The sequence below is a fragment of the Microbacterium sp. LWH12-1.2 genome (genome assembly GCF_040675825.1).
GTDB lineage: Bacteria > Actinomycetota > Actinomycetes > Actinomycetales > Microbacteriaceae > Microbacterium.
This window is the reverse complement of sequence record NZ_JBEGIJ010000001.1, coordinates 645,553-669,177: the sequence shown is the minus strand read 5'-3', so window position 1 is coordinate 669,177 and position 23,625 is coordinate 645,553. Positions and strand designations below refer to the sequence as shown.

Here is a 23,625-nt window from a genome sequence, read left to right as displayed (position 1 = left end):
TACCTCACGCGATTACGCGCGACGACCCTTGACGATCTTCTCCTGGTTGACGTCCTCCGCAGCCGCATACTCCTCGTGACCCGGGGCGCCGATGGCGTGTCCCTTGCCACCCTGGAACTCCAGGATGAAGGCATCCGTCTGCTTCGTGAGCTCCGCGACCGTGTCGTCGTCCAGGACGTTGGTCTCACGCAGCGTCTCGAGCACCTTGCTGTTGCGACGCAGGTGGTCGAGCAGCTCGCGCTCGAAGCGCAGAACGTCTTCGACCTCGATCGTGTCGAGCTTGCCGTTGGTTCCGGCCCAGATCGAGACGACCTGCTCCTCGACCGGGTACGGCGAGTACTGCGGCTGCTTGAGAAGCTCGGTCAGACGTGCACCGCGCGACAGCTGACGACGCGAAGCCGCATCGAGGTCGGAGGCGAACATCGCGAAGGCCTCGAGCGAGCGGTACTGCGCGAGCTCCAGCTTCAACGTTCCGGAGACCTTCTTGATCGACTTGACCTGAGCGTCACCACCGACGCGCGAGACCGAGATACCCACGTCGACCGCGGGACGCTGGTTGGCGTTGAAGAGGTCGGACTGCAGGAAGATCTGGCCGTCGGTGATCGAGATCACGTTGGTCGGGATGTATGCCGAGACGTCGTTCGCCTTGGTCTCGATGATCGGGAGACCCGTCATCGAGCCCGCACCGAGCTCGTCGGACAGCTTCGCGCAACGCTCCAGCAGACGGGAGTGCAGGTAGAACACGTCACCCGGGTAAGCCTCGCGGCCCGGCGGACGACGCAGGAGCAGCGAAACGGCGCGGTAGGCCTCTGCCTGCTTCGACAGGTCGTCGAAGATGATGAGGACGTGCTTGCCGCCGTACATCCAGTGCTGACCGATCGCCGAACCCGTGTAAGGGGCGAGGTACTTGAAGCCGGCGGGGTCTGATGCGGGAGCAGCCACGATCGTGGTGTACTCCAGGGCGCCGGCCTCTTCGAGCGCACCCTTCACCGAAGCGATGGTGGAGCCCTTCTGACCGATCGCGACGTAGATGCAGCGGACCTGCTTGTTGACGTCGCCCGACTCCCAGTTGTCCTTCTGGTTGATGATCGTGTCGATCGCGATGGCCGTCTTGCCGGTCTGGCGGTCGCCGATGATCAGCTGACGCTGACCGCGGCCGACGGGGATCATGGCGTCGATGGCCTTGATGCCGGTCTGCATCGGCTCGTGCACGGACTTGCGCTGCATGACGCCGGGCGCTTGGAGCTCGAGCGCACGAATGCCCTCGGTCTCGATGGAGCCGAGGCCGTCGATCGGGTTGCCGAGCGGGTCGACCACGCGGCCGAGGTAGCCGTCGCCGACCGGCACCGAGAGGACCTCGCCGGTGCGGGTGACCTTCTGGCCGGCCTCGACGCCCTTGAAGTCGCCGAGGACGACGACGCCGATCTGGTGCTCGTCAAGGCTCAGCGCGAGACCCTTGGTGCCGTCGCCGAAGGTGACGAGCTCGTTCGCCATCACACCGGGCAGTCCTTCGACGTGCGCGATGCCGTCTGCCGCGTCGATGACGGTGCCGACCTCGGTCGCCGCGGCCCCGGAGGGCTCGTACGCAGCGGCGAAGTCCTTCAGCGCGTCACGGATGACGTCGGGGCTGATCGATAGTTCTGCCATTGTCTTCCCTTTGTATTAGAGAGTCTGCGCGGTTCCCCGCGCGAAAATCGTGTTAGCCCGCGAGCTTCTGGCGAAGATCGGCGAGACGTGCGGCGATGCTGCCGTCGATGACGTCATCGGCGATCTGCACACGCAGGCCTCCGACGACGGTCGGGTCGATGACCACGTTGAGCGACACCCGGCCGTCGTAGCGACGCGAGAGAGCGTCGCTCAGACGGGTCTGCTGGGCTGCGGTGAGCGCTTTCGCACTGTGCACCGTGGCCACAACGCGGCCGCGCTGGCTGGAGACGATGTTCATCGCCCGGCTCAGCAGCTGGCGCACGCGGCGTCCACGGGGCTGGCGGACCAGCGAGGCGACGATCAGTGCCGCGGGGGCGCTGGCGCCGTTCGCGAGCAGTCGATCGACGAGAGCGCCCTTGGCGTCCTCTCCCCCGAGCCGTCCGCCGAGCGCGAGCTCGAGCTCGGCGTTCGCCGCGATCACACGGGTGAAGGCGAACAGGTCACCCTCGATGTCCGCGTTCGCGTCGGCGATCGCCGCTGCCCGGATGGCGAGCTCCTCGATGCCGTCGATGAGCTGGTCAGCGTTCGACCAGCGCTCAGCGACGGCGACCTTGAGGACGTCCCTCGTGTTCGCCGAGTACCCGCCGAACACCGCTGCGACGACGTTCTGTCGCGCCGCGACCGGAGCCGCGGGGTCGGCGAGCGCGCCGCTCAGGTGGGACGACTCGCCCACGGCACGTGCGGCGGCGAAGAGCTCCCGCGCGGTGTCGAGCGTGACGCCGGACGCTGCGGCAAGCGCCTGAGTGGATGCCGCGAGTGCCTGAGTGGTCGCGCTGCCCATTACTGAGCCGCCTTCTCGGATGCTTCGAGGTCGGCGAGGAAGCGGTCGACGACGGCCGTTGCACGTGCGTCGTCGGAGAGGGTCTCTCCGACCACGCCACCGGCGAGGTCGATCGCGAGCGTGCCCACCTCGGAGCGGAGCGAGACGAGAGCGGCCTGGCGCTCTGCCTCGATCTGCGTGTGTGCGGTCGCGGTGATACGAGCGGCTTCGCTCGACGCCGCATCCTTCGCCTCGGTGACGATCTTCTTGCCGTCCTCACGGGCGGCTTCGCGGATCTCACCGGCCTCGGTGCGCGCCTCAGCAAGCTGACGCGTGTACTCCTCGAGTGCCGCCTCCGCCTGCTTCTGCGCCTCGTCGGCCTTGGCGATGTTGCCCTCGATAGCAGCGGACCGCTCATCGAGCATCGCCGTCAGCTTGGGAAGGGCGACCTTCCACACGACGACGAGGATGACGAGGAACCACAGGCCCGACCAGATGATGTCGTACCACGCGGGGATGAGCGGATTAGGTGTCTCTTCCGCCGCGAGTTTCGTGACAAGAGCGTTCAGCATCCTGTCTCCTTCAGAGGTCGGTGCGGATTACGGGAAGGGGATGAATCCGACGGCGATGCCGACGAATGCAAGCGCCTCGGTGAAGGCGATACCGATCCACATGAGGACCTGAAGGCGACCGGCCAGCTCGGGCTGACGGGCGACGCCCTCGATGGTCTTGCCGACGACGATGCCCACACCGATAGCCGGACCGATCGCTGCGAGGCCGTAGCCGACCGAAGCGAGGTGACCGTTGATGTCTGCGAGAACCGTAGTTGCGTCCACGGGTTTTTCCTTTCGTTGGGTGGGTGGCCTGGGCCGACCCGCTCAGTGTCTAGTGGCTTAGTGTTCTTCTGCGACCGCGAGCTGGATGTAGACCGCGGTGAGGACTGTGAAGACGTACGCCTGGAGGACGGCGACCAGAATCTCGAAGAGAGTGAAGGCGCCGCCGAAGGCGAGGGTTCCGACACCGAGTGCGGCCCAGCCGCCACCTGCGGTGAAGAAGAAGAACTGGGTTGCTGCGAAGCACAGCACCAGGAGCATGTGGCCGACGACCATGTTCATCAGCAGTCGGAGCATCAGAGTGACCGGACGGATGATGAAGGTCGAGAGGAACTCGATCGGCGTCACGATGATGTACACCGGCCACGGCACACCCGCCGGGAACAGCGCGTTCTTGAAGAAGCCCCCGGGGCTCTTCCTGATACCCGCGTAGATGAAGGTGACGTAGCTGACGAGCGCGAGCGTCAGCGGAACGGCCGCGATGCTGGTTCCGGCGATGTTCAGGAACGGGATGATACCGGTGATGTTCATGAACAGCACCATGAAGAAGATCGTGGTGAGGATCGGGAGGAAGCGGTCGCCGTCCTTGCGTCCGAGGAGATCGTGCGCGATGTTGCCGCGGACGAAGCCCAGGCCCATCTCGACGAGGCTCTGGAAACGTCCGGGGACGATGCGCATGTTGCGCGTGCCGAGCCAGAGGATCAGGACGACGGCGATCACCGAGAGGAGCTGCACAAGGTGAATGCGGTGCACGGGGATGCCCGCGACGTCGAAGAGGATCTCCGGGAAGAATTCGTTGATCGACGGTCCGTGGAACTCGCCGTCTGAGGCAAGTCGGGGGGTCAAGGTCGCAGCAAGATTAAACAGCGCGGGCTCCAGCTTCGGGGCACCGGTCAGAACCGGGGCGACGATGGTCGGTGTGCTTCACAGCGCAAGCGCTCGCGGGCGAGCGGCGGGCACGGTTCAACCCTATCAGAATCACGGAGTCTGCGAAGACGCTGAGCCGCCGTCGGACGGCTCCCCCGCACCCCGATTCGCCGCTCCTGGCGCGCGATCCTCCGGCACCTCTGTGGGCAGTGAGATGTCGCTCACGTTCGGCAGTCGCATCTTCGTCAGGACGAGGACGTCGATCACCAGGGACATCATGACACCGGCCACGATGGAGAGGAAGAAGGTCATCGGGTGGATCCAGGGCGCCCCGCTCAGCATGATCATCACCACGACGAAGACCCCGAGCTTGAGCAGCCATCCGCCGAGCACGATCGCGAAGAAGAGCTGCACGTAGATCGGGTCTCCGTACCAGCGGTTGGCCACCAGGATGCTGATCGCCGTGATCGCGAGGAACAGCGCAGCGAGGAGGACACCGAGCAGGCCGCTCACGAGGCCCTCGCCCTGCGCGAAGACGAAACCGAGCGCGCCGGCGATGACGGCGAGCACCGCCGTCGCGACACCCGACCAGATCAGGGTGCGGCGCAGGATCGGCGTGCTGGACACGGGGGTCGGGCTCATCAGGACTCCAGGGGTGACGGGTCGGGCTCGGCGGATGCGGTTGGCATCGCGCGGCGTGAGGGGATCAGGGTGATCACGAGGCAGGCACCGATGCCCACGACGCCGAAGGCGACACCGGGCAGATACTGCCCTGGCCAGTCCTCACGCGCGCCGACGTACATCAGCAGCACCGCCAGTGAGATCACCGCCGCCCACGCGTAGAAGATGAGCACGGCGTCGCGATCGCGATGCCCCAGATCGAGCATCCGGTGATGCAGGTGCTTGCGATCGGGAGAGAACGGGGACCTTCCGGCGCTCATCCGGCGGAGCACCGCGAGCCCGAAATCGAGCAGCGGCAGCAGGACGACGAGCACCGGCAGCAGGATCGGAATGAACGCGCCGAGCAGCTGCGAACGCCCCAGCTGCTCCGGGTCGAGGGCGGAGGGATCCAACTGGCCGGTGAGCGCGATGGCGGACGTCGCCATCAGCAGACCCAGCACCAGCGCGCCGGAGTCGCCCATGAAGAGCTTGGCCGGGCTCCAGTTGAACGGCAGGAACCCGAGGCAGGCGCCGATCAGGACCGCAGCGAGGAAGGATGCCAGGTTGAAGTAGCTGGAGGCTCCGGTGTCTCTGGTGAGGATGTAGGAGTAGGCGAAGAACACGCCGTTCGAGATCAGGCAGACTCCGGCGACGAGGCCGTCGAGACCGTCGATGAAGTTCACCGCATTCATCACGATGACGATCGCGAACATCGTCATCGTGATGCTGAACCAGCTGGAGAAGACGATGATGTCGCCGAACGGCAACGAGAGGATCTGCAGTCCACCGCCGACGGTGATGACGCCGGCCGCGAGGAACTGCGCGCCCAGCTTGATCATCCAGTCCAGATCCCAGAGATCGTCGATCACGCCGATCACAGCGATCAGCAGGGAGGCGCCGAGGATCGCCCACATGGTCTGCGGGCGGACCCACATGGTGTCGAAGAACGGATTCGCCGCGGAGAATCCGATCGCCGCGGCGATGCCGAGGAAGATCGCGACACCGCCGAGTCGGGGTGTCGGCGTGGTGTGCACGTCGCGCTCTCGGATCCCGGGGTACAGCTTGAAGCGCAGGCTCAGCCGCCAGACCGCCCAGGTCAGCGCGAATGTGATCGCTGCGGTCAGGATGATCGTGAAGAGGTACTGCTTCACGAATCCTCGTCCGAGGATGCGATCGGCTCCAGCAGGTCGCCGAGCACCTCGCTCAGCTGATCGCGGGTGACCACGCCGTCGCGGAGGATCCGCACCTGGCCCGTCTCGTCATCCGCGCCGCGTCGCACGAGGGAGGTCGCATCGACGATGGTCGAAGCGATGCCGTTCTTGCTCAGGCCGTCGGCGAGGTACACGGCGACGCTGTCGCCCAGCATCCGCTCGGCGTCGTACGCCGAGATCGCTGCGTCCTTGCCGGTGAGGTTCGCGCTGGAGACGGCCATCGGGCCGGTCTCGGCGAGCAGCTCCAAGGCGACGCGCCCCTCTGGCATGCGCACGGCGACCGTGCCCAGCGTCTCACCGAGGTCCCAGACCAGCGAAGGCTGCGCGGGCAGCACGATCGTCAGGCCTCCGGGCCAGAACGCGTCGACCAGCTTCTGGACCGCCTCAGGGACTTCTTCGACCAGGGCGTTCAGCGTCTCTTTCGTGCCGATCAGCACCGGTGGCGGCGCATCACGGCCGCGACCCTTCGCGTCGAGCAGCCGTTGCACGGCCGCCGGGGAGAATGCGTCAGCGGCCACGCCGTAGACGGTGTCGGTGGGCATCACGATGAGTTCGCCGCGACCGATCGCCTGGCGCGCATGGCGCATGCCGGTGAGCAGTTGCGCCGCGTCGGTGCAGTCGAAGATGGAAGACATGACCACTCGATTCTAGTTGGGAGTTCCTGGATGAGTAGGGCGCCGGGACTCAGGCCCGCAGGGCGGTCGTCGCACGGTCGCGATGTGTGAGGTCGCGATGCGTCGCTGCGGCGCGCCACCCGTCGGTGGTGAGGATGTCTCGGATGGCCTCGCCCTGCAGCTCGCCGTGCTCGATCACGAGGAGCCCGCCGGGCATGAGGAGCTGCCGGGCGCGGATGCTGAGCACTCGGACGATGTCCAGCCCGTCCGCCCCGCCGTACAGGGCCAGAGCGGGATCGAACAGGCGCACTTCGGGATCGCGCGGCACGGCGGCATCCGGAACGTACGGAGGGTTCGAGATCACGACCGCCGCCGTTCCCTCGAGCTCTGTGAACGCATCTGCGAGGTCCGCGTGCACCAGCGTCAGATTGGCGATGCCCGCGGTGTTGCGCTGGGCCCAGGCGTGGGCGTCTGCGGAGATCTCGGCGGCGAAGATCCTGGCGTGCGGCACCTCGGTGGCCATCGCCAGCGCGATCGCCCCGCTGCCGGTGCCGAGATCGATGCCGATAGGTTCCGGATCCGCGGCGTTCAACAGCGCGTCGATGGCGTACTGGACGACGATCTCGGTCTCGGGCCGCGGCACGAACACTCCCGGCCCGACGGCGAGTTCCAGATGACGGAACGGCGCCGTCCCGGTGAGATGCTGCAGCGGCTCGCGCCGTGCGCGCCGGGACACGAGGTCATCGAGCGCCGCCGCGGCCTCCTCGCTCACCCCGTCGCCGCGGATGATCGCCGCCTGCACTTCACCCCGGCGCAGCTGGAGGACGTGCGCGGCCAGCAGTTCCGTGTCGATCAGAGGATCCGGAACGCCCGCGTCGGCGAGGCGCTGCGCGGCGGCTCGCACGAGCGCAGCGAGAGAGGATTCGGGCATGGGTTCCAGCGTAGAGCGCAATTCGCCGTCACATTGGCCGTCGGACAAGGGCGCTCACCTAGGCTGGTGCCGCAGAGTCCCGTCTAGGAAAGGCCCTTCATGCCCGGCATCCACGCAGACATCACCACCGCGTTCGGAAACACTCCCCTGGTCCGTCTGAATCGGGTCACCGAGGGCCTGGGTGCGACGGTGCTCGCGAAACTCGAGTTCTTCAACCCGGGTTCCAGCGTCAAGGACCGTCTCGGCATCGCGATCATCAACGCGGCTGAAGAGGCAGGCACGCTCGCGCCCGGCGGGACGATCATCGAAGCCACCAGCGGCAACACCGGCATCGCGCTCTCGCTCGTCGGCGCAGCGCGCGGCTACACGGTGATCCTCACGATGCCCTCGTCGATGTCGAAGGAGCGCCGTGTGCTGCTCAAGGCGTTCGGCGCGCAGCTCGTCCTCACCGACCCGACGCTCGGAATGAAGGGCGCCATCGCCGAGGCCGAGCGCATCGCCGCCGAGACCCCTGGCGCGATCCTCGCCCGTCAGTTCGAGAATCAGGCCAACGCTGAGATCCACCGTCGCACCACAGCTGAGGAGATCTGGCGCGACACCGACGGCGACGTCGACATTTTCGTGGCCGGAATCGGCACCGGCGGGACCATCACCGGCGTCGGCCAGGTGCTCAAGCAGCGCAACCCCGACCTCAAGGTGATCGCCGTCGAGCCCACCGCGTCGCCGCTGCTCTCGCAGGGTACGCCCGGCCCTGCCAAGATCCAGGGCATCGGCCCGAACTTCGTTCCCCCGATCCTCGACACGACCGTGTACGACGAGGTGGTCACCGTCGAGTTCGAGGACGCGATCTCGACCGCTCGTGCCCTCGCGGCGAAGGAAGGCCTGCTGGTCGGCATCTCCAGCGGTGCGGCCGCATGGGCCGCACTCGCCGTCGCCGCACGCCCGGAGAACGCCGGAAAGAAGATCGTCGTGATCATCCCCGACACGGGCGAGCGCTACCTGTCGACCGCGCTGTTCGAGGACATCCGCGAGGACTGATGAGCGCCATCTCGCGAATGCGCGAGGATCTCGCAGCGGCCAAGCTGCGAGATCCCGCTGCTCGCTCGAGCCTGGAGATCGCTCTGCTCTATCCCGGGCTCCACGCGACCTGGGCGTACCGTGCCTGGCACTGGCTCTGGACGCACAGGGCGCGCTTCGTCGCCCGACTGGGGTCCCAGGCCACCCGCTGGCTGACCGGCATCGAGATCCACCCCGGCGCGCAGATCGGTCGGCGGTTCTTCATCGATCACGGCATGGGCGTGGTGATCGGAGAGACGGCCGAGATCGGCGATGACGTGATGCTGTATCACGGGGTCACCCTCGGCGGTCGTACGCGAGACTCCGGCAAACGGCACCCGACGCTCGGTGACGGCGTGGCCGTCGGCGCTGGCGCGAAGATCCTCGGCCCCATCACGATCGGCGCCGGATCCGTCGTCGGCGCGAACGCCGTCGTGACCAAGGACGCACCGGCGGACAGCATCCTGGTCGGAGTCCCGGCCAAGCCGCGTCAGCGAGTCGTCGGCGAGGACACCCGCGCCCTGCTCACTGCGCCCGATTTCTCGGACTACTCGATCTGAGAGCGGTCAGCGCGAGCGTGTGCCGCGGGCTTCTTTCTTGAGGAAGATCATCGGCAGCAGAATCGTGCCGAGCGCGGTGACCAGCCAGACGATCACGGACCCCAGGATCCAGCCCGAGATATCGACGATCCGCAGGCCACCGATCGGCAGCAGCACGACGACGACCAGGGCGATCAGCGTCGAGAAGATGCCGATCCCGCCGAGCAGCACCGGAGCGTAGCGGTCGGCCAGCTTGCTGATCAGCGGGCCCAGAATGGTCTGCAGGATCGCGAAGATCACGATGCAGATGACGAAACCCCACCATTTCGACCAGTCGATCTGGAAGCCCGCGAGCGCGAGGTCGGCGACGATGAGGCCGAGGCCGGCCGACACGAGATAGATGAGCGTGCGGAACAGGTGCGTGATCACGCGGCGAGCCTAGCGCTCCGCATGCGAACCTCGCAGAAGGACGCGCGGTCCGGCGTCAGGAGCCGACGGCGGCGAGGCGAGCCTCTTCGTCAGCCTGGATCGCGCTCTCGATGATCGGCTCCAGTGCACCGTCCATCACCTGGTCGAGGTTGTAGGCCTTGAATCCGGTGCGGTGATCGGCGATGCGGTTCTCCGGGAAGTTGTACGTCCGGATGCGCTCGGAGCGGTCCATCGTGCGGATCTGCGACTTGCGCGCGTCGGATGCCACGGCATCCAGCTCCTCCTGCTGCCGAGCCAGCAAGCGGGCGCGCAGTACGCGCATGCCGGCCTCTCGGTTCTGCAGCTGCGACTTCTCGTTCTGCATCGATACGACGATGCCGGTCGGCAGGTGCGTGATGCGCACCGCCGAGTCCGTGGTGTTCACGGACTGGCCGCCGGGTCCGGAGGAGCGGAACACGTCGATCTTGAGATCGTTCTGGTTGATCTCGATCTCGTCGGGCTCGTCGACCTCGGGGAAGACCAGCACTCCCGTGGTCGAGGTGTGGATGCGCCCCTGCGACTCGGTCGCCGGTACACGCTGCACACGGTGCACGCCGCCCTCGTACTTGAGGTGCGCCCAGACCCCCTGCGCCGGATCGGTCGATGATCCCTTGATCGCGATCTGGACGTCCTTGTAACCGCCGAGGTCGGATTCGTTCCGCTCGAGCAGCTCGGTCTTCCAGCCCTTGGATGCCGCGTACTGGATGTACATCCGCAGCAGATCGGCGGCGAACAGTGCCGATTCGGCGCCGCCCTCCCCCGCCTTGATCTCCATGATCACGTCGCGGGCGTCGTCAGGGTCGCGCGGGATGAGCAGTCGCCGCAGCCGCTCGTGCGCGGCCTGCAGACCCGCCTCGAGAGACGGCACCTCCTCGGCGAACGCCTCGTCTTCCTTGGCGAACTCGCGCGCAGCATCCAGATCGTCCGTCGCCGCCACCCACGCGTCGTAGGCCGCGACGATCCGGCTCAGCTCCGCGTAGCGGCGGTTGACCCGCTTGGCTCGCGCAGCGTCGGCGTGCACCGCCGGGTCGGAGAGCTCCTCCTGGACCCGGCGATGCTCGTCGATGAGAGTCTGGACGGACTCGAACACGTCAGCTCAGCGGATGTTGTTGTCGTGGCTGTGACCACCGGCGGTCGGAGCCGGCATCGACTTCTGCATCTGGATGAGGAACTCGACGTTCGAGTGCGTCTCCTTCAGCTTGCCGAGCACGACCTCGAGGGCCTGCTGCTGGTCGAGGCCCGCAAGGGCACGACGCAGCTTCCACGTGATCTTGACCTCGTCGGCCGAGAGCAGCATCTCCTCGCGGCGGGTGCTCGACGCGTTGACGTCGACAGCCGGGAAGATCCGCTTGTCGGCGAGCGAGCGCGAGAGGCGCAGTTCGCTGTTGCCTGTGCCCTTGAACTCCTCGAAGATGACCTCGTCCATCTTGGACCCGGTCTCGACGAGCGCGGTGGCGATGATCGTGAGCGATCCGCCGTTCTCGATGTTGCGTGCGGCACCGAAGAAGCGCTTCGGCGGGTACAGAGCCGAGGCATCGACACCACCGGTGAGCACCCGGCCGGATGCGGGAGCTGCGAGGTTGTACGCACGGCCCAGACGCGTGATCGAATCGAGCAGCACGACGACGTCGCGACCCAGCTCGACGAGGCGCTTGGCGCGCTCGATGGCGAGCTCGGCGACCGTGGTGTGGTCCTCGGCGGGGCGGTCGAAGGTCGAGGCGATGACCTCGCCCTTCACCGAACGCTCCATGTCGGTGACCTCTTCGGGGCGCTCGTCGACGAGCACGACCATGAGGTGGACCTCGGGGTTGTTCTGCGCGATCGCGTTGGCGATCTGCTGCAGGACGATCGTCTTGCCCGCCTTCGGCGGGGCGACGATGAGACCGCGCTGCCCCTTGCCGATCGGGGCGACGAGGTCGATGATGCGCTGGGTGAGCTTCTCGGGCGCCGTCTCCAGGCGCAGACGCTCCTGCGGGTACAGCGGGGTGAGCTTGCCGAACTCGACACGGGTCGCGGCGTCGTCGACGGACAGACCGTTGATGGAGTCGACCTTCACCAGGGCGTTGTACTTCTGGCGACCCGGCTGCTCGCCCTCGCGGGGCTGCTTGATGGAGCCGACGATCGCGTCGCCCTTGCGCAGGTTGTACTTCTTCACCTGTCCGAGGGAGACGTAGACGTCACTGGGGCCGGCGAGGTAGCCGGTGGTGCGGACGAATGCGTAGTTGTCGAGCACGTCGAGGATGCCGGCGATCGGGATGAGGACGTCGTCCTCGCCGATCTCCGTGTCGAACTCGTCGGTGGGCTCGCCGCCGCGGCGCTTGTTGCGCTGGCGGTTGCGGCTGTTCGCGGACTGCTCGGTCTCGGCGGGAGCGGGCTGCTGCTGCTGCTCCTGCGCGGTGCCGTTCTGACCACGTCCGCGGTTGCGGCTGCGGTTGCGGCCACGGCCACGGCCGTTCTGCTCGTCGCCGCCATCGGCGTTCTCGGATGAGCCGTCGCCGTTCGCCGGCGCGGCCTCCGCTGGAGCGGATGCAGGCTGCTCTGCGGCCGGAGCCTCGGCAGGAGCGTCCTGTGCCGGCTTCGCGGTGCGGCGTCCGCGACCGGTGGTCTTCGGGGCGGCATCGGCGGCCGGCTTCGCGGCCGGCTCAGCGGGAGCCTCTGCCGGCGCGGCGGGTGCCTCGACCGCAGCGGCCGGAGTCTCCGTCGCCTCGGCATCCGCCTTCTTGGCGCGGCTGCGACGCGGCGCCTTCGCCTTGGGTGCGGCCTCTGCCGTCTCGGCTGGAGCGGCAGGAGCCTGCTCGGGTGCCGGCGCGCTGTCTGCGGGTGCAGCGGCTGCTGCTGCCGCCTTCTCGGCCTTCGCCGCCGCAGTGGCGGTCGATGCGCGGCGCGGCGCGCGCTTGCGAGCCGGTGCGGCCGAAGCCGCGTCAGTGCTCACGGCTGCTGCCGGAGCTTCGGCGGCCGAAGTCGCCTGGTCGTTCTGGGTACCGGAGAAGTTCTCCACGAGTACTCCCTCATATGTCATGGGAAATGAGCGTTGTACGCACACAACGGGTGCTGCGCGCGATCGCACGGGCAGACGCTCAGCGTCCGCCAGCCGTGGCCATGAGGCCTTTGGGTTCACGTGCGGGTCATGCAGATTGCATTGGGGCCAGATTCACGTAGTTACGTGGAGCCCTCCGCTCGAATCCCCACTGTACCACCACGCACGTCGACCGCGAGCAGGAGGGCCTCCCACGGGGTGTCTGTGACGGAACTCGCGAGCTCGACGGCATCCTGTCGGCTGCCCGAGCCGTCCGCGAGCACGAGCACGCTCGGCCCCGCGCCGGAGACCACCGCCGCGAAGCCCGCGCGACGCAGCGCCTGCACGAGTCGCTGCGTCTCGGGCATCGCTTCGGCACGATAGTCCTGATGCAGGCGGTCCGCCGTCGCATCGAACAGGAGCTCAGGGCTCTGCGTGAGCGCGGCGATCAGCAGTGCGGAGCGCGAGACGTTGAAGACGGCGTCCTCTCGAGACACCTGCGGCGGCTGCAGCGACCGGGCGAGCGACGTCGACATCGTGTACGCGGGCACGAGCACGAGCGGCGAGACACCGCGATGCACGAGCAGCTTCTTGTGCTGGGCGCCGCGCTCACCCATCCACGCGATCGTGAGACCGCCGAACAGCGCCGGCGCGACGTTGTCCGGATGGCCCTCCATCTCGGTGGCCAGACGCAGCAGATCATCGTCGCTGATCTCGACGTCGCCGGCGAGCAGCCCCTTCGCCGCGAGTACACCTGCGGCCACGGCAGCGCCGGACGAACCGAGGCCGCGACCGTGCGGGACCCCGTTCTCGGCGACGATGCGCAGACCCGGCATCGGACGCTCCACGTCGGCGTAGACGTGGGCGACGGTGCGGACGATGAGGTTGGAATCGTCGCGAGAGATCTCGTCGGCACCGGAACCGGACACCTCGATCTCGAGCGCGCCGGCGGGCAGCGCCGTCACGAGGAGCGAGTCGTAGACGCTGAGCGCCAGGCCCAGCGTGTCGAAGCCCGGTCCGAGGTTCGCGCTCGTCGCCGGGACCCGCACCTCGACGGTGCGTCCCACTGCCACGGTCACTCGCCTTCCACGCGCAGGACGGAGACCACGCGCTCGACGACGGAGCTCTCGGAGAGAGCCGTGACGGTGTCGCTGAGAGCCTGGTCGGTCGCGCGGTGCGTGCCGATGGTGAGACGCGCGGTCGGCTCGTCCTCGCCCTCCACGGTCTGCACGACGGTGGCGACGGAGACGCCGCCGTCGCTGAGGATGCCGGCGACGGTGGCGAGCACGCCGGGCGCATCGGCCACTTCGAGCGTGATCTGGTAACGAGTGGTGACGTGCCCGATCGGCACGATCGGGAGGTTGGCCCTGGTGGACTCCCCGACGCCGACTCCGCCGGCGATGTGGCGGCGTGCCGCGGAGACGACGTCGCCCAGCACCGCGGATGCGGTCTGCACGCCACCGGCGCCGGCGCCGTAGAACATCAGGGAGCCCGCGGCCTCGGCCTCGACGAAGACGGCGTTGTTCGCGCCGTGCACGGAAGCGAGCGGATGCGACCGCGGAACAAGCGCGGGATAGACGCGCACCGAGATCGACTCGGCACCCTCGGACTCCAGCCGCTCGCAGACGGCGAGGAGCTTGATGACGAATCCGGCGGCACGCGCCTCTTCGATCATCGAGGCGGAGATCGAGGAGATGCCCTCCCGATGCACGGCATCCAGGGGAACGGCGGTGTGGAAGGCGAGGCTCGCGAGGATCGCCGCCTTCTGCGCGGCATCGTAGCCTTCGACGTCGGCTGTGGGATCGGCCTCGGCGTAGCCCAGCCGCTGAGCGTCGGCGAGCACGTCGGCGAAGTCGGCCCCCTCGGTCTCCATCCGGTCGAGGATGTAGTTGGTGGTGCCGTTCACGATGCCCATGATCCGTACGACGCGATCACCGGCGAGCGAGTCGCGCAGCGGTCGGATGATCGGGATCGCTCCCGCAGCGGCGGCCTCGTAGTACACCGAGGCGCCGACGCGGTCGGCCGCTTCGAAGAGCTCTGGTCCATGTGTGGCGAGCAGCGCTTTGTTCGCCGTCACCACATCGGCGCCGGAACCGATCGCCTGCAGGATGTTCGTGCGCGCCGGCTCGATGCCGCCGATCAACTCGATGACGATATCGGCGCTGAGGATGAGCGACTCCGCGTCGGTGGTGAACAGCTCCTGCGGCAGGTCCACCTCACGAGGGGCATCCGGGTTGCGCACGGCGATACCGGCCAGTTCCAGGAAGGCTCCGGCGCGGTCGGCGAGCTCGTCGCCGTGTCGCAGCAGCAGGGCCGCGACCTGGGAGCCCACGGCACCGGCGCCCAGCAGCGCCACCCGAAGTCGTCGGTACTCAGTCATTGTGCTCCTTCGGAGATATCTTCTGCATGAACGCCCGCGTCTCGTGCCAGGAGATCGTCGATGCTCTCGCCTCGGACGATCACGGTGGCCTTCCCGCCGCGTACGGCGATCACGGGCGGACGTGGAACGTGGTTGTAGTTGCTCGCCAACGATGCGCAGTACGCGCCGGTCGCCGGGACCGCGAGCAGGTCGCCGGGTGTGACGTCTCCCGGAAGGTACTCGTGGTCGACGACGATGTCACCCGATTCGCAGTGCTTGCCGACGACGCGGGTGAGCAGCGCTTCGCCGACGCCCGCGCGCGACGCCAGGCGCGCCGAGTACTGCGCACCGTAGAGGGCGGGGCGGGCGTTGTCGCTCATGCCGCCGTCGACGCTCACGTACAGCCGGGCGGCGCCCGACTCGACAGTGACGTCCTTCGTGGTTCCGACCTCGTAGAGGGTGACTCCGGCCGTGCCGACGATCGCGCGTCCTGGTTCGAACGCCAGAGCGGGCACGGGGATGCCGCGAGCGGCGCATCCTTCGGCAACGGCAGCGACGATGCCGGCTGCGAGTTCCGCGATCGGCGTCGGATCGTCGACCCTCGTGTAGGCGATGCCGAAGCCGCCACCGAGGTTCAGCTGCGGAACCGTGCCGCCGGCGAGGAGCGCGGCATGGAGTTCGAGCACGCGGGAGGCGGACTCGCGGAACCCGGCCACGCCGAAGATCTGCGATCCGATGTGGCAGTGCAGTCCGACGAACTCCAGGCCGGAGATCTCACGGATGCGGGCGACGGCCTTCTCGGCATCAGGCAGCGGGAAGCCGAACTTCTGATCCTCGTGCGCGGTCGCGAGGAAATCATGGGTCTCGGCATGCACACCGCTGATCACGCGGACCATGACGCGCTGGACGCGGTCGGTACGCGCGGTGATGGCTGCGAGGCGCTCGATCTCGATGGCGCTGTCGACGATGATCGTGCCGACGCCGACCTCGACCGCGCGTTCGAGCTCGGAGACGGACTTGTTGTTGCCGTGGAAGCCGATGGATGACGGAGTCACCCCTGCGGCGAGCGCGACCTCGAGTTCGCCGCGAGTGCAGACGTCGACCGACAGCCCCTCTTCGACGACCCACCGGGCCACCGCGGTGCACAGGAACGCCTTACCCGCGTAGTACACGCGCGCTGTCGTGTCGTGCTCCGCTGCAGCCGCATCGAAAGCCGCGCGCAGCGCACGGGCCCGCAGGCGTACCTCGTCTTCGTCGAGGACGAGCAGCGGCGTGCCGTACTTCTGAGTGAGGGTGGTCGAGCGAATGCCGGAGAGGATCAGCGTCCCGTCGGCGTCGCGGGCTGCGGATGCCGGCCAAACGCCCTCTGCGAGGTCGTTCGCGTCGTCGGGCACGACGAGCCAGTCCGGCGCGAGCGGGTTGGCAGGGGAAAGCACGGAGCACCAATCGTCGGACGGAGCGCGTCACGGGATCGCGCACTTCGAGGTTGCCCCCGATTCTATGGCACCGGCAGAAGCGCTTCCCTCACGGTGACGCCTCGCGTCAAGCCCCCTGCGACAGCCGCTCCGCGACTCCTAGGCTGAGCGGTGATGAACACCGAATCGCGCGCTCCGTCATCCTCGTCGCCCGGACTCATTCCGCGGACGACCGCCGCCGTCGTCCGCTGGGCGCTCGCACGCAAGCCTGTGCGGGCGGTGCTCCTCTACATCGAGCGGCACGGACCGATGCTCGCAGACAGCATCACGTACCGCACGCTGTTCAGTGTCTTCGCCGCGGTGCTGCTCGGCTTCTCGATCGCGTCGCTCTGGCTCTCGGGAAACGAAGCCGCGTGGAACGCGATCGTGAACGCCGTGAGCTCGGCCGTTCCCGGGCTGTTCGGCGAGGACGGGGTCATCGATCCGGAGGAGCTCCGTCGGGCGCCGCTCGGATTCTCGTTGACGGGAATCGTCTCTCTGATCGCATTGGTCGGCGCGGCTCTCGGCGCGATCGGCTCGCTCAGGACGGGGATCAGGGCGCTCGCCGACACGCTCGATGACGATGTGCTCTGGATCTGGGTGATCCTTCGCAACATCACGCTCGCTCTCGGCATCGCCGCATCCTTCGTGGCAGCTGCGTTCCTGACGTTCTCCGGACGCCTCGCTGTCGACTGGGTCACTGGAGTACTCGGAGTCCCCGCGGACTCCGACCTTGCCGGGTGGGGCGTCAGGGCGGTGTCGATGCTGGTGGTCTTCCTGCTCGACGTCGCCATGATCGCCGGTGTCTTCCTGGTGTTGTCCGGGGTTCGCCCCTCAGCACGTGCCCTCTGGCCCGGCGCTCTGCTGGGTGGGGCCGGAATGCTCGTGCTCCAGGAGCTTTCCGGCCTCTTCGTCCGTGGCGCATCAGCCAACCCGCTTCTGGCGTCGTTCGCGTCGCTGCTCGCACTGCTGATCTGGTTCAACCTCACCGCACAGGTGACGCTGTTGTCCTGCGCGTACATCATCACCGGCGTCGAGGAGGAGCGCGACCGCGTTCATGAACGCTTCGGTGCGCAGACGTTCGCGCAGCGCGGGGTGCAGCGGGCCGAGCGCGCTGTCGGATTGGCCACAGCGACGTTGCGCGCGGCGCAGAAGGCCGAACGCGCCGAACGCGCAGGCATGCACGTCGAAACCGGCTCCGATGGAGAACGTCCGTGACGCAGGCGCGTCACGCCACGTCGACGAAGATCGGGTTGGCGTAGAACCACGTGTCCTTCCACGGGTCGGCGTCGCTGTCGCCGTGGACGATGGGTCCGGTGGGATCGACGGCGGCGCCGTGGTATCCGGCCCCGTTGCGGTTGCCGTCGCTTCCGCGGAACCGGACGTAGAACGGCCGATCGACCCGCTCGAAGACGTGCGTCAGGGTGAACGTGCCGCGGGTGCCCGTCGTGTCGAACTGCCGTACGACGCGCGTCTCGGGGGCGCGAACCGTGTCGGCGTCCGAGACTGCGCCCGTGACCGGACCGGCGATGAGGTCGACGTGAGCGAGCTCGGGGAGGATCCCCGCCGCATTCACGTAGTCGGTCGTCGTCACGGTGATCGTCACCACCACATCCTGCCCGCGTCGCGCAGCGAGTCGACCGCCGAGAGTGACGCCGCGACCCGCCGCGTTGCCCCAGCCGCCGCCTGCTCCGTTTCCGCGGCCCGCACCCTTGCCTGGCATGTCGGCGCGGGCTCGCACGTCCAATCCGCCCAGCAGATGACCGTGATCCACCCACATGCGCCCGCGGCGCATCGCCTCGAGCACGCCCGCGTATGAGCGCGTCACGACGCCGGTATGAAGGCGCGAGAACTGTCCTGGCCAGAAGTCGCTGCCGCCTTGGGGAGCGCCGGTGTCCACCGGGTCGGGGCGCTTGCCGAGAACGGCCCATCGGTCGAACTCGCTCGGCAGACTCGCGTAGGGCTCGCCCGCCGGGTAATCGCCGGTCACCCATGTGTCCTTCACAGTGAGGTGGTTGTCGGAGTTCGATGTGATCCAGTAGGGCTTGCCTTCGGCCAACAATGCGTCCCAAAGGCCTCCGACCGTGGCAGTCGCCCAGTCGAATCCGCCGTACGGGCGGTAGGCGTCGGCAGGGTACCCTGGCCAGCTGTCGGGGCGCGGGGAGTTGACGTACTCGCCGCGCTGATCGCCAGGACCGGAATACTGGCCGACGGCCGAGCCCTGCGCCCCCGGGGCTCCTTCCATGCCGATCATGATGTCGGGGTCGGCATCGCGCCAGACTCGCAACTCGTGCGGAGAGTCGATGCCGAGCCGCATCGGGTGATTGGCGAGCGCCACCGCGTCGTCGATGACTCCGGCGCGCTTCTGCGCTCCGAGCCACGCGATCGCCTCGGCAGCCCGGCGCTCGAACTCGGCCGCCTGCGCCTCCCCCACTGGCTTGTCCCAGCCGTTGAGCTTGCCGTCCCATGCCAGCTCGAATGCCCGCAGTACTCGGGCGTCCGCGGGCCCGGGGGCGACGAGCACCGTGGCGTGCTCGGCCGCGGGGATGTACCACTCCAGCCCCTGGAAGATGAGCATGCCGCGCCTGTCACGCTCCAGCTGAAGCTGCTCGCGCGCTGCGGGGAGGCCGCGTTCAGCGTGGGCGAAGTTGCTGTGCTCGGTGAACGCGAGCCAGTCGACGCCGTAACGCTGCGCGGCGTCGAGCTGCTGGGTGACCCGGTACTTCGCGTCGTGGCTGAACTGCGTGTGCACGTGGTGGTCTCCCACCAACCAGGCGAGCTGCGGATCGCCGACAGGCGGCCGCATGGCGACGCTGGCCGCTGCCGACGAGGTGCTCGTCCCGCCGACGACAGCCGACAGCGCACCGGCGGCCAGCGCGATGCCGGCGGTCCGGAGCATGTCGCGACGCGAGAATCCGAGCCGATGCAGTTCGGCGTCCGCGTCGATCGGGAGGGCGCCGTGAGGGTCGTGATCGCACATGGGGGTATTCCTTCAGAGTGTGGGGACGCTCCGGAGGTTAATAACCGCAGATGGACAGCATGGAAACATCGGATGTCCTTCGGACAACCGCGGTGCCCGAAGGTGTGTCGTGCCTAGGGGCAGACGCCCGGATCCAGAAGCGCCGGATCGGTCGCGATCGCGCCGTTCACATCGACGTCGATCACTGCCTCGGTCCCCTCGATCTTCAGTCCTGTGAGCGTGAGGCCTGCCGGGAGCTGGTCGGCGATGCAGAGTTGCTGCGTCTGGGTGAACGGAGCGGCGAGCGAACCGAAACGATCGTTCAGCTGCTGCGCGTCGAGGACCACCCCACCCAGCGTCGCCGACACCGGAGTCATCGTCACATCGCCGTCCTTCGCGCCAGGAGTGAGGGTCAGAGACACGTCGATGCTCGTGCCGAAAAGATTGATCGAACCCGAGGCGATCGCATTCGGGGCTTCGAGTGCCAGCGACTCGATCGGCAGTTCGGAGCGCGCCAGGAGCGTCGTGAGCTCGGCCTGATCGATGCGCACGGTACCGTTCGCCGACGCGAGGTCGCCACCGCGCAGCGGGATGCCAGTGGCGGTGACGTCCGCCGCACCGGTGATGCCCTCCAGCGTCACGCGATCGCTCGAGAGGTGGAGCTCGTCGAGACGCCCAGCGATGAGCTGAGGCAGCAGGATGCCGCCCGCCTCGACGTCCAACTGCTGATCGGCCGGCAGGTCCAGCTGCTCGATCACCATGCCGCGGACGATGCCGGGAAGCACGCTGCGCGCGATGAACTCGGCGGCCACGACGAGCAGCGCCAGCAGCACGGCGAGGACGAGCAGCACCCACGGCCAACGACGGCGCTTCGCCGGCACCGCCGCATCCACCTTCCCGGGGATCACCAGCGTCGGATGCTCCACTGCCGAGTCCGGGTAGGGAAGAGTGTGATTGTCATCGCTCATGCTGACATCCTCCCCCACTGACGACCGACTACATGCGCTCCGGAGCCGAGACGCCGAGCAGGTCGAGTCCGTTGCGGAACACCTGACCTGCGGCGTCGTTGAGCCAGAGTCGCGTGCGGTGCACGTTCTCGATGGGGTCATCGCCCTGCGGAATGACCCGGCAGTTGTCGTACCAGCGGTGATAGAGCCCCGCGAGCTCCTCGAGGTAGCGGGCGACACGGTGCGGCTCGCGCACCTCGGCGGAGAACGCGACGATGCGGGGGAACTCCTGGAGCGCGCCGAGGAGCGCGCTCTCGGTCTCGTGAGTGAGCAACTCGGGGACGAACTCGGAGCGATCGACGCCTGAATCAGCTGCATTGCGGGCGACGTTGTGGGTGCGCGCGTGCGCGTACTGCACGTAGAACACAGGGTTGTCGTTGGTGCGCTTCTGCAGCAGCTCGGGGTCGAGGGCGAGCGGCGAATCGGCCGGGGAACGCTCCAGCGAGTAGCGCAGGGCATCCGTGCCCAGCCACTCACGCAGATCGTCCATCTCGATGATGTTGCCCGCACGCTTGCTGAGGCGCGCGCCGCCGACAGACACCAGCTGCCCGATGAGCACCTCGACGTCCTTGTCCGGATCGTCGCCGGCAGCGCCGGCGAGCGCCTTCAGCCGATGCACGTATCCGTGATGATCGGCGCCGAGCAGGTAGATCTTGTGCGCGAAGCCGCGGTCGCCCTTGTTCAGGTAGTACGCGGCATCGGCGGCGAAGTAGGTGTACTCGCCGTTCGAGCGGCGGATGACGCGATCCTTGTCGTCCCCGAAGTCGGTGGTGCGCACCCAGACGGCGTCGTCCTCGTCGAAGACGTGCCCCTGTGCGCGGAGGCGGTCGACCGCCTGGTCCACGAGGCTGCCGCCGTTCGCGTTCTGCAGGTGCAGGAGACGTTCGGAGAACCACACATCGAAGTGCACGTTGAACTTCGCGAGCGACTGCTTCTGCTCCTCGAGCTGGTACTCGTAGCCCAGCTCACGGGCGAGAATCAGCTGCTCGAACGCGGGCAGCTCGAGGAACTCGGGCCGCTCTTCGAGGATGCGAGCGGCGAGATCGTTGATGTAGCTGCCGACGTAGCCGCCTTCGGGTGTCGCGAGGCCGTTGGCAGCGGCGACGATGGATGCTGCGAAACGCTCCATCTGCACGCCGGCGTCGTTGATGTAGTACTCACGAGCCACCGTCGCACCGGAGGCGGCGAGCACGCGGGCGATCGCGTCGCCGAGCGCGGCCCAGCGCGTGTGCCCGATGTGCAGCGGGCCGGTCGGGTTCGCACTGACGAACTCGATGTTGATGCTGCGACCGGCCTGGGTGTCGTTGCTCCCGTATGCCTTTCCCGCATCGACGATCGTCTTCGCAAGCGCGCCGGCGGCACCGGCGTCGAGACGGATGTTGATGAACCCCGGTCCGGCGACCTCGGCGCTCGCGACGCCATCGACGTCGACGATGCCGACGACGATCTGCTCGGCGAGCTCGCGCGGGTTGACGCCGAGCTGCTTCGCGAGGCGCATGGCGATGTTCGACGACCAGTCGCCGTGATCGCGGTTGCGCGGACGCTCGAGCACCATGTCTGCTGCTGTCAGCTCGAACGGCTCACCGGGTCGTCGCTCGCCGGCGATCGGAGCGAGGACGGCGAGGAGGGCTTCGGCGAGCGTTTCAGGATTCATAGGTGACCCAGTTTACGTCCCCGCTCGCGCGCGAAATCGCGGAACACTGCGCGCTGGAATTTGTGTGTGAGGTCCGGTGATCTACTCTCATCCCATGACTGTGCCGTCAGCGCCTCGAACCGCCCGCACTTTCGGCCTTGCCGCCGTGGTGCTGGCGGTCGTTTTCCTAGCCGTGCTCGGGGTGTGGCGGCCGTGGACTCCGCTGCCGGCTGCGGCTCCGGTCTCGGCAGGCGAGGAGCCGGTCGTGATCGCTCCTGCGCCGCTCATCCTGCCCGAGCATCCGCGGGTCCTCGTCTTCGGCGACTCCTGGACATATGGCGCCGCGGCGACCGAACCGACTCTCGGGTACGCGTATGTCCTCGCACAGCTGCTGGACGGCGAAACGATCGTCAACGGTGTCCGCGGCAGCGGGTACCTCAAGCCCGGCTGGGACGGACCCGCTTTCGGTGAGCGGATCGCGGCGCTCGATCCGGCGTTGAACCCGGATCTGGTGATCATCCAGGGTTCGATCAACGACCGGGCTCAAGGCGCGGCCGGTTATCGTGAGGCGGTGACGGCGGCTTGGGATGCGCTGGCCGCGCTGTACCCGGAGGCATCGATCGTCGTGCTCGGGCCTGCTCCGCATGAACTCCCCGTCGGGGCGGCGACGGCTCGCATCGATACTGATCTCGGTGCCCTCGCCGGTGCGCGCGGCTGGTGGTACATCTCCCCCATCGCCGAGGAGTGGATCACCGAGCAGAACTACCTCGACATCATCGACGTGGACTTCGGCCGGAAGCATCCATCGACCGACGGGCATCGCTACCTGGCGGAGAAGGTCACCGCCGCGCTCACGGGGTTGATGGAGGCGCCGGTGACCGAGGCCGGCGAGTCGGAGACCACCCCCGAGCAGTGATATTGTCGATCGGTACGCCTCCGTAGCTCAGGGGATAGAGCGCCGGTTTCCGGTACCGTAGGTCGGGGGTTCGAATCCCTCCGGGGGCACATATGTGAAAGAGGGCCGTCCATCTGGACGGCCCTCTTCGCGTGCCCGCACCTTACGATTGCGACGTGTGGTGGTCGGAAGAAGAGTGGGCGGCGCTCATCGATCCTGTCGAGTGCGGCATGTGCGCGGATGCCCATCTGGACGAGAACCCGCACAGCGTGCTGGTCGCGTCGACTGAGACCGCCCATATCCGGATCGCGCGGAATCAGTCGCACCGCGGCTACTGCCTGGTGATCCTCCGCGACCACGTCACAGACATCGGCGACCTGACGTCGGAGCAGCTCAACGGGTTCTGGTCCGATGTGCAGCGCGCCGGGCGGGCGATCACGACAGTTTTCGCGCCCCGCAAGATCGACTACCTCGTCATGGGACACAGGATGCCCCATCTGCACTGCCACCTGCTACCGCAGCACTCCACAGATGACCCCTTGCGCAATGTCGACATCTCGGATGGCCCAGAGTTTTCCTCGTCGAGGGCGCTCCACGACGACGCGCGCGCTCTCCGGGATACCTGGGACCGCAGCGGACTGCCTCGCAGTTCTTGA

General features: G+C 67.7%; 23 protein-coding genes and 1 tRNA gene. 6 read left to right on the top strand and 18 right to left on the bottom strand.

The window, feature by feature from the left end:
- Positions 1-12: 12 nt before the first annotated feature.
- From atpA to prmC, 9 genes are all read right to left on the bottom strand, one after another.
- A complete protein-coding gene (gene atpA, locus MRBLWH12_RS03080; protein WP_363545982.1) occupies positions 13-1,647 on the bottom strand; it encodes a F0F1 ATP synthase subunit alpha in 1,635 nt (544 codons plus the stop codon).
- 52 nt (positions 1,648-1,699) lie between these two features.
- The gene (locus MRBLWH12_RS03075; protein WP_341975186.1) at positions 1,700-2,488 is read right to left on the bottom strand and encodes a F0F1 ATP synthase subunit delta; all 789 of its coding nucleotides are present in this window, start codon (positions 2,486-2,488) and stop codon (positions 1,700-1,702) included.
- Positions 2,488-3,039, bottom strand: a complete 552-nt coding sequence (locus MRBLWH12_RS03070; protein WP_363545979.1) for a F0F1 ATP synthase subunit B — start codon at positions 3,037-3,039, stop codon at positions 2,488-2,490. Before MRBLWH12_RS03070 ends, MRBLWH12_RS03075 begins: the two co-directional genes overlap by 1 nt.
- A gap of 27 nt (positions 3,040-3,066) precedes the next feature.
- Positions 3,067-3,303: an ATP synthase F0 subunit C gene (atpE, locus tag MRBLWH12_RS03065; RefSeq protein WP_042541851.1), complete on the bottom strand. Its 237-nt coding sequence runs from the start codon at positions 3,301-3,303 to the stop codon at positions 3,067-3,069.
- Between the two features lie 57 nt (positions 3,304-3,360).
- Entirely contained in the window at positions 3,361-4,146 is a 786-nt protein-coding gene (atpB, locus tag MRBLWH12_RS03060) for a F0F1 ATP synthase subunit A (RefSeq protein WP_363545976.1), read from the bottom strand.
- 132 nt (positions 4,147-4,278) lie between these two features.
- Complete coding sequence (locus tag MRBLWH12_RS03055) at positions 4,279-4,809, bottom strand: hypothetical protein (protein WP_363545973.1); 531 nt, start codon at positions 4,807-4,809, stop codon at positions 4,279-4,281.
- Positions 4,809-5,978, bottom strand: a complete 1,170-nt coding sequence (locus MRBLWH12_RS03050; RefSeq protein WP_341975191.1) for an MraY family glycosyltransferase — start codon at positions 5,976-5,978, stop codon at positions 4,809-4,811. Before MRBLWH12_RS03050 ends, MRBLWH12_RS03055 begins: the two co-directional genes overlap by 1 nt.
- Positions 5,975-6,673 (bottom strand): L-threonylcarbamoyladenylate synthase, encoded by a 699-nt coding sequence (locus MRBLWH12_RS03045; RefSeq protein ID WP_341975192.1) that lies wholly within the window; start codon positions 6,671-6,673, stop codon positions 5,975-5,977. The genes MRBLWH12_RS03050 and MRBLWH12_RS03045 overlap by 4 nt, the downstream gene beginning before the upstream one ends.
- Positions 6,674-6,722: 49 nt before the next feature.
- Positions 6,723-7,583, bottom strand: coding sequence for a peptide chain release factor N(5)-glutamine methyltransferase (prmC, locus tag MRBLWH12_RS03040; RefSeq protein WP_363545969.1), 861 nt, complete (start codon positions 7,581-7,583; stop codon positions 6,723-6,725).
- A gap of 99 nt (positions 7,584-7,682) precedes the next feature.
- On the opposite strand from prmC, the gene cysK reads away from it, so the two are divergent.
- On the top strand, positions 7,683-8,621 hold the full coding sequence (gene cysK / locus MRBLWH12_RS03035) for a cysteine synthase A (protein ID WP_341975194.1): 939 nt from the start codon (positions 7,683-7,685) through the stop codon (positions 8,619-8,621).
- The gene (epsC, locus tag MRBLWH12_RS03030; RefSeq protein ID WP_363545966.1) at positions 8,621-9,199 is read left to right on the top strand and encodes a serine O-acetyltransferase EpsC; all 579 of its coding nucleotides are present in this window, start codon (positions 8,621-8,623) and stop codon (positions 9,197-9,199) included. The genes cysK and epsC overlap by 1 nt, the downstream gene beginning before the upstream one ends.
- Before the next feature lie 6 nt (positions 9,200-9,205).
- Here the strand turns inward: epsC and MRBLWH12_RS03025 are convergent, their stop codons facing one another.
- The 6 genes from MRBLWH12_RS03025 to lysA all read right to left on the bottom strand — a co-directional run bounded on the left by MRBLWH12_RS03025 (position 9,206) and on the right by lysA (position 16,457).
- Positions 9,206-9,607 carry a hypothetical protein gene (locus MRBLWH12_RS03025; protein WP_363545963.1) on the bottom strand — a complete coding sequence of 134 codons (402 nt, stop codon included), beginning with the start codon at positions 9,605-9,607 and terminating at the stop codon, positions 9,206-9,208.
- A 55-nt stretch (positions 9,608-9,662) separates the two neighbouring features.
- Positions 9,663-10,736 (bottom strand): peptide chain release factor 1, encoded by a 1,074-nt coding sequence (gene prfA, locus MRBLWH12_RS03020; RefSeq protein ID WP_341975197.1) that lies wholly within the window; start codon positions 10,734-10,736, stop codon positions 9,663-9,665.
- Positions 10,737-10,742: 6 nt separating this feature from the next.
- Positions 10,743-12,644 carry a transcription termination factor Rho gene (gene rho, locus MRBLWH12_RS03015; RefSeq protein WP_414684913.1) on the bottom strand — a complete coding sequence of 634 codons (1,902 nt, stop codon included), beginning with the start codon at positions 12,642-12,644 and terminating at the stop codon, positions 10,743-10,745.
- Between the two features lie 161 nt (positions 12,645-12,805).
- The gene (gene thrB / locus MRBLWH12_RS03010) at positions 12,806-13,741 is read right to left on the bottom strand and encodes a homoserine kinase (protein ID WP_363545958.1); all 936 of its coding nucleotides are present in this window, start codon (positions 13,739-13,741) and stop codon (positions 12,806-12,808) included.
- Positions 13,738-15,042 (bottom strand): homoserine dehydrogenase, encoded by a 1,305-nt coding sequence (locus MRBLWH12_RS03005; RefSeq protein ID WP_341975200.1) that lies wholly within the window; start codon positions 15,040-15,042, stop codon positions 13,738-13,740. Before MRBLWH12_RS03005 ends, thrB begins: the two co-directional genes overlap by 4 nt.
- Positions 15,039-16,457 (bottom strand): diaminopimelate decarboxylase, encoded by a 1,419-nt coding sequence (lysA, locus tag MRBLWH12_RS03000; RefSeq protein ID WP_363545954.1) that lies wholly within the window; start codon positions 16,455-16,457, stop codon positions 15,039-15,041. The genes MRBLWH12_RS03005 and lysA overlap by 4 nt, the downstream gene beginning before the upstream one ends.
- Positions 16,458-16,610: 153 nt before the next feature.
- On the opposite strand from lysA, the gene MRBLWH12_RS02995 reads away from it, so the two are divergent.
- Positions 16,611-17,693, top strand: coding sequence for a YihY/virulence factor BrkB family protein (locus tag MRBLWH12_RS02995; protein ID WP_363545951.1), 1,083 nt, complete (start codon positions 16,611-16,613; stop codon positions 17,691-17,693).
- 10 nt (positions 17,694-17,703) lie between these two features.
- Here MRBLWH12_RS02995 and MRBLWH12_RS02990 read toward each other — a convergent pair whose 3' ends face one another.
- From MRBLWH12_RS02990 to argS, 3 genes are all read right to left on the bottom strand, one after another.
- Positions 17,704-19,455, bottom strand: coding sequence for a PHP domain-containing protein (locus MRBLWH12_RS02990; RefSeq protein WP_363545949.1), 1,752 nt, complete (start codon positions 19,453-19,455; stop codon positions 17,704-17,706).
- 113 nt (positions 19,456-19,568) lie between these two features.
- Entirely contained in the window at positions 19,569-20,402 is an 834-nt protein-coding gene (locus MRBLWH12_RS02985; RefSeq protein WP_363545947.1) for a DUF2993 domain-containing protein, read from the bottom strand.
- A gap of 28 nt (positions 20,403-20,430) precedes the next feature.
- Positions 20,431-22,095 (bottom strand): arginine--tRNA ligase, encoded by a 1,665-nt coding sequence (gene argS / locus MRBLWH12_RS02980; protein WP_363545944.1) that lies wholly within the window; start codon positions 22,093-22,095, stop codon positions 20,431-20,433.
- Positions 22,096-22,189: 94 nt separating this feature from the next.
- On the opposite strand from argS, the gene MRBLWH12_RS02975 reads away from it, so the two are divergent.
- From MRBLWH12_RS02975 to MRBLWH12_RS02965, 3 genes are all read left to right on the top strand, one after another.
- Positions 22,190-22,990 (top strand): SGNH/GDSL hydrolase family protein, encoded by an 801-nt coding sequence (locus MRBLWH12_RS02975; protein ID WP_363545941.1) that lies wholly within the window; start codon positions 22,190-22,192, stop codon positions 22,988-22,990.
- A 16-nt stretch (positions 22,991-23,006) separates the two neighbouring features.
- Positions 23,007-23,079: transfer RNA gene (locus tag MRBLWH12_RS02970), tRNA-Arg, on the top strand.
- Positions 23,080-23,145: 66 nt separating this feature from the next.
- Complete coding sequence (locus tag MRBLWH12_RS02965) at positions 23,146-23,625, top strand: HIT family protein (RefSeq protein ID WP_363545938.1); 480 nt, start codon at positions 23,146-23,148, stop codon at positions 23,623-23,625.

Coding starts and splice junctions, on each gene's coding strand:
- MRBLWH12_RS02995 (WP_363545951.1), top strand. CDS start 16,611: ATGAACACCGAATCGCGCGCTCCGTCATCCTCGTCGCCCGGACTCATT.
- MRBLWH12_RS02990 (WP_363545949.1), bottom strand. CDS start 19,455: ATGTGCGATCACGACCCTCACGGCGCCCTCCCGATCGACGCGGACGCC.
- MRBLWH12_RS03070 (WP_363545979.1), bottom strand. CDS start 3,039: ATGCTGAACGCTCTTGTCACGAAACTCGCGGCGGAAGAGACACCTAAT.
- argS (WP_363545944.1), bottom strand. CDS start 22,095: ATGAATCCTGAAACGCTCGCCGAAGCCCTCCTCGCCGTCCTCGCTCCG.
- MRBLWH12_RS03075 (WP_341975186.1), bottom strand. CDS start 2,488: ATGGGCAGCGCGACCACTCAGGCACTCGCGGCATCCACTCAGGCGCTT.
- MRBLWH12_RS03045 (WP_341975192.1), bottom strand. CDS start 6,673: ATGTCTTCCATCTTCGACTGCACCGACGCGGCGCAACTGCTCACCGGC.
- atpA (WP_363545982.1), bottom strand. CDS start 1,647: ATGGCAGAACTATCGATCAGCCCCGACGTCATCCGTGACGCGCTGAAG.
- prmC (WP_363545969.1), bottom strand. CDS start 7,583: ATGCCCGAATCCTCTCTCGCTGCGCTCGTGCGAGCCGCCGCGCAGCGC.
- MRBLWH12_RS03005 (WP_341975200.1), bottom strand. CDS start 15,042: ATGACTGAGTACCGACGACTTCGGGTGGCGCTGCTGGGCGCCGGTGCC.
- MRBLWH12_RS02975 (WP_363545941.1), top strand. CDS start 22,190: ATGACTGTGCCGTCAGCGCCTCGAACCGCCCGCACTTTCGGCCTTGCC.
- epsC (WP_363545966.1), top strand. CDS start 8,621: ATGAGCGCCATCTCGCGAATGCGCGAGGATCTCGCAGCGGCCAAGCTG.
- MRBLWH12_RS02985 (WP_363545947.1), bottom strand. CDS start 20,402: ATGAGCGATGACAATCACACTCTTCCCTACCCGGACTCGGCAGTGGAG.
- cysK (WP_341975194.1), top strand. CDS start 7,683: ATGCCCGGCATCCACGCAGACATCACCACCGCGTTCGGAAACACTCCC.
- MRBLWH12_RS03055 (WP_363545973.1), bottom strand. CDS start 4,809: ATGAGCCCGACCCCCGTGTCCAGCACGCCGATCCTGCGCCGCACCCTG.